The 255-nt window shown below is 55.7% G+C and carries 1 rRNA gene; it reads left to right on the plus strand.

The features are described from left to right. Positions 1-255: ribosomal RNA gene (locus GWK61_RS55740) — 23S ribosomal RNA — on the plus strand; the annotation flags it as partial.

Genomic DNA, 255 nt, shown 5'->3' on the forward strand with positions numbered 1-255 from the left:
GGAAGTGAAACATCTCAGTACCGTCAGGAAGAGAAAACAACAGTGATTCCGGGAGTAGTGGCGAGCGAAACCGGATGAGGCTAAACCGTTTGCGTGTGATACCCGGCAGGGGTTGCGCAGGCGGGGTTGTGGGACTTTCTGGTCAGATCTGCCGGTCTGGCACGGAGTAAGAAACCAGTTGTGTAGTCGAAGGCGATGCGAAAGCGCCGGCATAGTGGGTAAAACCCCCGTAGACGAAACATTGCTGGCTCCGAG

Source organism: Catenulispora rubra, assembly GCF_015356825.1.
GTDB lineage: Bacteria > Actinomycetota > Actinomycetes > Streptomycetales > Catenulisporaceae > Catenulispora > Catenulispora rubra.